At 71.6% G+C, this 9,090-nt stretch carries 5 protein-coding genes and 1 pseudogene; 2 read left to right on the forward strand and 4 right to left on the reverse strand.

The features are described from left to right. The first annotated feature begins 61 nt into the window (after window positions 1-61). Window positions 62-403 (forward strand): thioredoxin family protein, encoded by a 342-nt coding sequence (locus AOK11_RS25645; RefSeq protein ID WP_338058947.1) that lies wholly within the window; start codon window positions 62-64, stop codon window positions 401-403. Between the two features lie 138 nt (window positions 404-541). Beyond that, window positions 542-2,863, forward strand: a complete 2,322-nt coding sequence (locus AOK11_RS25650; RefSeq protein ID WP_055596096.1) for a HelD family protein — start codon at window positions 542-544, stop codon at window positions 2,861-2,863. Window positions 2,864-2,877: 14 nt separating this feature from the next. Here AOK11_RS25650 and glgB read toward each other — a convergent pair whose 3' ends face one another. The 4 genes and pseudogenes from glgB to AOK11_RS25670 form a co-directional block, all read right to left on the reverse strand. After that, entirely contained in the window at window positions 2,878-5,364 is a 2,487-nt protein-coding gene (gene glgB / locus AOK11_RS25655) for a 1,4-alpha-glucan branching enzyme (RefSeq protein WP_107098674.1), read from the reverse strand. 37 nt (window positions 5,365-5,401) lie between these two features. After that, window positions 5,402-6,838: a maltokinase N-terminal cap-like domain-containing protein gene (locus AOK11_RS25660; RefSeq protein ID WP_055596097.1), complete on the reverse strand. Its 1,437-nt coding sequence runs from the start codon at window positions 6,836-6,838 to the stop codon at window positions 5,402-5,404. 84 nt (window positions 6,839-6,922) lie between these two features. Next, a complete protein-coding gene (treS, locus tag AOK11_RS25665; protein WP_055596098.1) occupies window positions 6,923-8,623 on the reverse strand; it encodes a maltose alpha-D-glucosyltransferase in 1,701 nt (566 codons plus the stop codon). Next, window positions 8,620-9,090, reverse strand: a pseudogene (locus AOK11_RS25670) (alpha-glucosidase C-terminal domain-containing protein); the annotation flags it as partial. The pseudogene AOK11_RS25670 and the gene treS, both read right to left, overlap by 4 nt.

The following is a 9,090-nucleotide window of genomic DNA, read 5'->3' on the forward strand; positions in this document are numbered from 1 at the left end:
GAGTTCGCACACCGGCTCCGGGAGGTCCGGAGCCGGTGTGCGAACTCGGAGGGCGGCAGAGGTGAGCAGGGCGAAGGGTGTGACCGAGGTGACCGAGGTGACCGACGCGGACTTCGCGACGGAGGTGATCGGGGCCGAACTGCCGGTGCTGGTGGAGTTCACCGCCGACTGGTGTCCGCCGTGCCGACAGATGGCGCCGGTGCTGAGCGCGCTCGCCGCCGAGCAGGGCGGGCGGCTGAAGGTCGTGCAGCTGAACGTGGACGCCAACCCGGCCACCACCCACGCGTACAGGGTGCTGTCGATGCCGACGTTCATGGTGTTCCGGGACGGGGAACCGCTGCGGTCGATGGTGGGCGCCAGGCCCAAGCGGCGGTTGCTGGAGGAACTGGGCGAAGTGATCTGAGCCGATACCGGAGCGGGCGGCCGGCACCGCGCAAAAGAAACCCCCGGGTAATTGCGCCCGGGGGTTTCTTTTGCGTATATTTATTGACTCGCGACTTCAAGAGAATTGAGTCGCAAGGAAGTTCAATGAGCACAGTATATCCGGGCGGGAGCCGAATTGTCAAACAGCGAATATCCGGACCGTGAATTCCGACAGGAACAGGAATTCATCGACGGACTGTACGCACGCGTGGACGCCCTGCGCGGTGACACCGAGGTGTCCCTCACGGACGCGCTCGGGCAGGGCAACACGCCCATGCAGGCCAGGCTGGAGCGGGACATCCTCGTCGCCGAGCGGTCCGGGCTGCTCGCGGCGCTGAACGCGGTGGACGGTTCGCTGTGCTTCGGCCGGATCGACCTCTCCTCAGGCGCCACCCACCACATCGGCCGCATCGGACTGCGCGCCGACGACGCGGAGCGCACCCCCGTCCTCATCGACTGGCGCGCAGACGTCGCCCGCCCCTTCTACCTGGCCACCGGCCACACCCCGATGGGACTGAGGCGCCGCCGGCACATCACCTCCGAGGGGCGCACGGTCACCGCCCTGCACGACGAGATCCTCGACCTCGGCGACGAGACCCGCACCGGCCACGAGGACCCGACCGGCGACGCCGTGCTGCTCGCCGCGCTCAACTCCGCGCGCACCGGCCGCATGGGCGACATCGTCCGCACCATCCAGGCCGACCAGGACCGCATCATCCGCGCCCCGCACCGCGGCGTGCTGGTGGTCGAGGGCGGCCCCGGCACCGGCAAGACCGCCGTGGCCCTGCACCGCGCCGCCTACCTCCTCTACGAGCACCGCGAGCTGCTGGCCCGCCGCGCCGTCCTCATCGTCGGCCCCAACCCGGCGTTCCTCGGCTACATCGGCGAGGTGCTGCCCAGCCTCGGCGAGACCGGGGTGCTGCTCGCGACCGTCGGCGAGCTGTTCCCCGGCGTGAAGACCACCCGGGCGGACGCCCCCGAGGCCGCCGCCGTGAAGGGCCGGGCCGCCATGGCCGACGTCCTCACCGAGGTCGTCCGCAGCCGGCAGACGCTGCCCGACCCGGTGATCACCATCGAGCACGACCGCGAGATCCTCATGCTGGACGACGGCCTGGTGCGGGTCGCCCGCGAACGCACCCGTGCCGCCAAGCTGCCGCACAACGCGTCCCGCGAGTACTTCGAGGGCCACGTCCTCAACGCGCTCACCGACATGGTCGCCGAACGCATCGGCACCGACCCGTACGACGGCGGCAATCTGCTCGACCCCAGCGACATCACCCAGATCCGCGACGAGCTCGCCGAGAACCCCGAAGTGTGGTCCGCCATCGACCAGTTGTGGCCCCGGATCACCCCGCAGCGGCTGATCGCCGACTTCCTCGCCGCGCCCGAGGAGTTCCTGCCGGCCGAGGACGCCGCCGCGGTACGCCGCCCGGTGACCCGGCACTGGACCGTCGCCGACGTGCCGCTGCTCGACGAGGCCGCCGAACTCCTCGGCGAGGACGACCGGTGGGTGCGCGAGCGGGCCGACCGGGAGCGGCGGACGCAGATCGCGTACGCCCAGGGCGTCCTGGACGTGTCGTACGCGTCGCGGACCTTCGAGTTCGAGGACAAGGAGGAGGGCGACCCCGAGTCCTCCGAGGTGCTGTCCGCGCACGACATCATCGACGCGGAACGCTTCGCCGAACGGCACGAGGAGGACGACCACCGCAGCGCCGCCGAACGGGCCGCCGCCGACCGCACCTGGGCGTTCGGCCACATCATCGTCGACGAGGCACAGGAACTGTCGCCGATGGCCTGGAGGCTGCTGATGCGGCGCAGTCCGACCCGCTCGATGACCCTGGTCGGCGATCCGGCGCAGACGTCGGAGGCGGGCGGGGTCGGCTCCTGGAAGGACATCCTCGCCCCGTACGTCGAGGACCGCTGGGAGCACACCCGGCTCGGCGTCAACTACCGCACCCCGGCCGAGATCATGGACGTCGCGGCGGCCGTGGTCCGTGCCGAGCACCCCGGCTTCGAGCCGCCCGGGTCGGTCCGCTCCACCGGCGTACGCCCCTGGGCCCGCGCCACCGACGACCTGCCCGGCGCCGTCGCCGAGGCCGTCGCGGAACTCACCGCCGGGTCCCCGGGGCGCCAGGACGCGCCCGGACCGGACGGCGCCCCGCCGGGCCGGCTCGCCGTCATCGCCCCGCGCGACCTGCACCGCGCCCTGGCCGCCCGGCTGGACGGGGTCACGGCGGGCGCCGAACCGGACCTGACGCAGGGGGTCGTGCTGCTCGACCCGCGGCAGGCCAAGGGCCTGGAGTTCGACTCCGTCCTCGTGGCCGAACCGGGGCGCTACGGCACCAGCGACCTGTACGTGGCGCTGACCCGTGCCACCCAGCGGCTCGGCGTCCTGCACACCGAGCCGCTGCCGAAGCCGCTGGCCGACACCCTGGCGTAGCGCCCGCCCGCCGGTCAGGCCGGGCGCAGCCAGACCGTCGCCAGGGGCGGCAGGGTCAGCCGGATGCTCGCCGGGAACCCGTGCCGCCCCTGCGGCTCCGGCTTGACCGGGTCGGGCCCGCCCACGTCGCCGCCGCCGTAGCGGGCCGCGTCCGTGTTCAGGACCTCGTGCCAGGCGGGCACGTCGTCCGGGACGCCGATCAGGTAGTCGTGCCGGACCACGGGGGCGAAGTGGGAGACCGCGAGCAGCGGGGTGCCGTCCCGGTCGTACCGCAGGAAGGCGAGCACGTTGTCCTCGGCCAGGTCTCCGGCCACCCAGCGGAACCCGGCGGGCTCGGTGTCCAGCCGCCACAGCGCCGGGGTGTGCCGGTACACGGTGTTGAGGTCGCGCACCAGGTCGCGCACCCCGCGGTGGTCGGCCTCGGCGCCGTAGGCCGGGTCCAGCAGCCACCAGTCCGGGCCGTGCTGCTCGGACCACTCGGCGCCCTGCGCGAACTCCTGCCCCATGAACAGCAGTTGCTTGCCGGGGTGGGCCCACATGAAGCCGAGGTAGGCGCGCAGCCCGGCGCGCTGCTGCCACCAGTCGCCGGGCATCTTCGACACCAGAGACCGCTTGCCGTGCACGACCTCGTCGTGCGATATCGGCAGGACGTAGTTCTCGCTGTAGGCGTACACCATCGAGAACGTCATCTCGTGGTGGTGGTACCTGCGGTGCACCGGCTCGTGGCTCATGTACTCCAGCGAGTCGTGCATCCAGCCCATGTTCCACTTCAGCCCGAACCCCAGCCCGCCGAAGCCGCTCGGGCCCTCGTGATGGGTGGCCCGGGTGACGCCGTCCCAGGCCGTGGACTCCTCCGCGACCGTCACCACGCCGGGCACCCTGCGGTACACCGTGGCGTTCATCTCCTGCAGGAACGTCACCGCGTCCAGGTTCTCCCGGCCGCCGCGTTCGTTCGGCGTCCACTGGCCGGGCTCGCGCGAGTAGTCGAGGTACAGCATGGAGGCGACGGCGTCCACGCGCAGCCCGTCGATGTGGAACTCCTCGCACCAGTACACGGCGTTGGCCACCAGGAAGTTGCGCACCTCGCGCCGCCCGAAGTCGAACTCCAGGGTTCCCCAGTCGGGATGGGCGGCCCGCAGCGGATCGGCGTGCTCGTACAGCGGCCGTCCGTCGAACTCGGCCAGCGCCCACTCGTCCCGCGGGAAGTGCGCCGGCACCCAGTCCATCAGCACCCCGATCCCGGCCCGGTGCAGGGCGTCGACCAGGTACTTGAAGTCGTCCGGGGTGCCGAGGCGGGCCGTGGGCGCGTAGAAACCGGTGACCTGGTAGCCCCAGGAGCCACCGAAGGGATGCTCGGCGACCGGCATCAGCTCGACGTGCGTGAAGCCGAGATCCTTGACGTACGCGGGTAGCTGATCCGCGAGTTGACGGTACGTCAGTCCTGGCCGCCACGACGGCAGATGCACCTCGTACACCGAGAACGGCGCCTCGTGCGCGGGCACTTCGGCGCGGCGCGCCAGCCACTCGGCATCCCCCCACGAGTACCGCGAGGACGTGACGACGGACGAGGTGGCCGGCGGGACCTCCGTGCGCCGCGCCATCGGGTCGGCGCGCAGGGTCTTCGAACCGTCGGGCCGGGTGATCTCGAACTTGTACAGCTCGCCCTCCCCGACCCCCGGCACGAACAGCTCCCACACCCCGGAGGAGCCCAGCGACCGCATGGGGTACCCGGCGCCGTCCCAGAAGTTGAAGCCGCCCGCCACCCGCACCCCGCGCGCGTTCGGCGCCCACACCGCGAACCGGGTGCCGGCCACCCCCTGGTGGGTCATGGGGTGCGCGCCGAGCGCCGTCCACAGCTCCTCGTGCCGCCCCTCGCCGATCAGATGCAGATCCAGCTCGCCGAGCGTGGGCAGCAACCGGTACGCGTCCTCGACCTCCCGCACCGTCCCCTCGTACGCCACGAGCAGCCGGTACGCCGGGGCCTCCCGCAGCGGCAGCAGCGCCGAGAAGAACCCGCCCCCGTCGTCGTGCAGTTCGACGGTGAGGCCCCCGGAGACCACGGTGACCGCCAGGGCGTACGGCTTGAACGCCCGGAAGACGACCCCGCCGGGCACCGGGTGCGCGCCCAGCACCGCGTGCGGGTCGTGGTGCGTGCCGTCCAGCAGCCGCTCCCGGTCGGCGGGGCCGAGTGCGGGGGAGACCGCGAGCTCGGCCTCCGGCGGGGCGAGCTGCCCGGCCACCGGGTGCGCCCCGGAGGCCCGCACCCGCACGGCCTCGGCCTTCTTCGCCTTGCCCTTCTTCGACGTGCCCTTCTTCACGACGGCCTTCTTCCCGGAACCCTTCTTCGTGGCGCCCTTCTCGGGTATCGCCCCGGCCGCCTCGACTGCCGCGGGTTTCTTCTTCCGCGCGGCCTTCGGCGGCTCGGCGGGCCGCTGCTCGACCGGCTGCTGCTCGGCCGGTTGCTCCGGATGCGAACCGCTGGACTCGGGGCGGGGGATCACGGACGGAGCCTCCTGAAGGAAGGTCGGGTGGGTCGGGTCAGGCCCGGTCGGGTCCGGCGAGTCTGCGCACCGCCGCCAACGGGACCGGAAGCCACTGAGGCCGGTGCCGGGCCTCGTACAGCACCTCGTAGACGGCCTTGTCCGTCTCGTACGCGCGCAGCATCACGGGATCGGTGCGCGGATCGGCGCCCGCCGCCTCCGCGTAGCCGGAGCAGTACGCCGCCCGGCAGTGCTCGGCCCAGTCCGGCTGCGGCGGGTCCGCGGAGCGGGCCGCGTAGTCGAAGGACCGCAGCATGGCGGCCACGTCCCGGACCGCGGGCTGCGGCATCCGCCGCTCGGCGAGCGGCCGGGCCGGTTCGCCCTCGAAGTCGATCAGCGACCACTCACCGGCCGGAGACCGCAGACACTGGCCGAGATGCAGATCGCCGTGCACCCGCTGGGCGGTCCAGGTCTGCCCCTCGGCGGCCAGGTCGTCCAGGGCGGTGTACGCCGAGCCGAGACCGGTCGCGTACGGACGCAGCGCGGGCACCGCCCCGACGGCCGCCGCCAGCCGCTCGGTCATGCCGGCGACCATGGTCCGCAGCCTGCTGTGGCCCAGGGTGACCGTGGGCAGCGCGCGGGCCAGCGCGGTGTGCACCTCGGCGGTGGCCCGCCCCAGTGCCCGTGCCTCGGCGACGAAGTCCTCGCCCTTGGCCAGTTCCCGCAGCGCCAGCTCCCACCCGTCCGTCGCACCCTGCACGAACGGCTGGAGCACGCCCAGCACGTGGGTCTCGCCGGGATCGGCCGGGTCCGGGTCCGCGACCAGCCACGCCGTGGGCGGCGGCACCCGTGGGCAGCCCTCGCGGGCTAGGGCCAGCGGCAGCTCCAGATCGGGGTTGATCCCGGGCACGATCCGGCGCAGCAGCTTCAGGATGAACGTATCTCCGTAGACGACGGACGAGTTCGACTGCTCGACCGTCATCAGACGCGGCACCAGGCCGGGCCGGATCTCCTGTCCCGGGTCCCGCTCGAAGCGCAGCCCGCCGATCCGGGCCCGGGTCCGCAGGGCCTCCAGGAGCAGTTCGGCGGGACGGGCGTCGTGCAGGGCCTCGTAGACCGTCCGTCCGGCGAGCGGGCCCTCGCTCAGGTGCCCGATCAGTGCGGGCGCCAGCCGGGGCGGCAGCGCCTCGCGCACGCCGATCAGCAGCTGGTAGCAGTCGCCGGAGTGGGCGGCGCCGCCACCATGGGCGGAGGAGCCGGAGGAGCCGGAGGAGCCGGACGGGGCGGGCTGGTGAGCACGGACGAGCAGGTGGTACAGGCCCAGCCTGGCACCGGGTGGCAGCAGCTCGGTGGCCGTGACCAGAGTGAATCCGGTGATCGGGCGTCCCTTGCCCGCGAACCAGCGCTGTCGCGGCAGCCACTCCCTGAGCAGGGGATCCAATGAGGCAAGCAGGCCGGGCGGGGGTGCGACGGTACGTATGACGGCTTCCGGCATGGAGTCGCGTCCTTTCCCCGGGTCGTCGGGGTGTTACTGATGCGTGCCCCGGGCGGGGCGGGAGAAACCGCCCCGCCCCGGGTTCTAGGCGGCGTCCCTGCGGAGCCGGAACCAGTAGAAGCCGTGGCCCCCCAGGGTCAGCAGATACGGCAGTTCGCCCACGGCCGGGAAGCGCACCCCGCCGAACAGCTCGACCGGGTGGCGTCCCTCGAAGGCGCTCAGATCGAGCTCGGTGGGCTGCGCGAAACGGGAGAAGTTGTTGACGCAGAGCACCAGGTCGTCCTCGTGCTCGCGCAGGAAGGCGAGGACGGCGGGGTTGGAGGAGGGCAGTTCGGTGTAGGTGCCCAGGCCGAAGGCGTGGTTCTGCTTGCGGATCTCGATCATCCGGCGGGTCCAGTGCAGCAGCGACGACGGCGACGCCATGGACGCCTCGACGTTGGTGACCTGGTAGCCGTGGACCGGATCCATGATCGTGGGCAGGAACAGCCGCCCCGGGTCCGACGACGAGAAGCCGGCGTTGCGGTCGGGGGTCCACTGCATCGGGGTGCGCACCGCGTCGCGGTCGCCGAGCCAGATGTTGTCGCCCATGCCGATCTCGTCGCCGTAGTAGAGGATCGGCGAGCCGGGCAGCGACAGCAGCAGGGCGTTGAAGAGCTCGATCTGGTTGCGGTCGTTGTCCAGCAGCGGGGCCAGGCGGCGGCGGATGCCGATGTTGGCGCGCATCCGCGGGTCCTTGGCGTACTCGGCCCACATGTAGTCGCGTTCCTCGTCGGTGACCATCTCCAGGGTCAGCTCGTCGTGGTTGCGCAGGAAGATGCCCCACTGGCAGCCCGAGGGGATGGCCGGGGTCTTGGCGAGGATCTCGGAGACGGGGTAGCGCGACTCGCGCCGCACGGCCATGAAGATGCGGGGCATCACCGGGAAGTGGAACGCCATGTGGCACTCGTCGCCGCCGGCGGCGTAGTCGCCGAAGTAGTCGACGACGTCCTCCGGCCACTGGTTCGCCTCGGCGAGGACCACGGTGTCCGGGTACTGCGCGTCGATCTCCTTGCGCACCCGCTTCAGGAAGGCGTGCGTGGCGGGCAGGTTCTCGCAGTTGGTGCCCTCCTCCTGGTAGAGGTACGGCACGGCGTCCAGCCGGAAACCGTCGATGCCGAGGTCCAGCCAGAACTTCAGCGCGGAGATCACCTCCTCCTGCACGGCCGGGTTCTCGTAGTTGAGGTCCGGCTGGTGCGAGAAGAAGCGGTGCCAGTAGTACTGCCCGCGGACCTGGTCGTACGTCCAGTTGGAGGCCTCGGTGTCGACGAAGATGATCCGCGCGTCCTGGTACTGCTTGTCGTCGTCCGCCCAGACGTAGTAGTCGCCGTAGGGGCCGTCGGGGTCCTTGCGGGACTCCTGGAACCACGGGTGCTGGTCGCTGGTGTGGTTCATGACGAAGTCGATGATCACGCGCATGCCCCGTTGATGGGCGGCGTCCACGAATTCCACGAAGTCGGCGAGGTCGCCGAACTCGGGCAGCACGGCGGTGTAGTCGGCGACGTCGTAACCGCCGTCGCGCAGCGGTGACTTGAAGAACGGGGGCAGCCAGAGGCAGTCGACGCCGAGCCACTGCAGATAGTCGAGTTTGGCGGTCAGTCCCTTCAGGTCGCCGATGCCGTCGCCGTTGCTGTCCTGGAAGGAGCGGACGAGGACCTCGTAGAAGACGGCACGCTTGAACCAGTCGGGGTCGCGGTCCTGCGCCGGTGTGTCCTCGAAGGTGTCCGGTACGGGCTCGTTGACGATCATGATGCGGGTGACCCTCCGATCTGCGGGGTGGACGGTCGGGACGGTCGCGCAGCCGTGCCCTGCGGGCCGGGGGACGCGGTCCCCGGGGCCGAGACCGGGGCGGAGACCGGGGCCGACGCCGTGCGGTCACGGCCGTGGTCACGGCCGCCTTCGGCCTCCCGGCCGACGACGAGCACATGCGCGCCACCCGGTCCCAGGCGCACGTAGTTGGCCCTGCCCCAGTGGTACGTCTCACCGGTGAGTTCGTCGCGTACCGGCACCGACTCGTGCCAGTCCAGGCCGAGTTGCGGCATGTCCAACGAGACCGTGGCCTCCTGGGTGCGGTGGGGGTCGAGGTTGGCGACCACCAGCACCGTGTTCGAACCCTGCTTCTTCGAGTACACGATGACCGGGTCCTGGTCCGCCTGGTGGAAATGGAGATTCCGCAGCCGGTGCAGGGCCGGATTCTCCCGGCGGATGGTGTTGAG

The sequence above is a fragment of the Streptomyces hirsutus genome (genome assembly GCF_001418415.1).
In the GTDB taxonomy this organism is placed as follows: Bacteria; Actinomycetota; Actinomycetes; order Streptomycetales; family Streptomycetaceae; genus Streptomyces; species Streptomyces hirsutus.

Coding starts and splice junctions, on each gene's coding strand:
- AOK11_RS25660 (WP_055596097.1), bottom strand. CDS start 6,838: ATGCCGGAAGCCGTCATACGTACCGTCGCACCCCCGCCCGGCCTGCTT.
- treS (WP_055596098.1), bottom strand. CDS start 8,623: ATGATCGTCAACGAGCCCGTACCGGACACCTTCGAGGACACACCGGCG.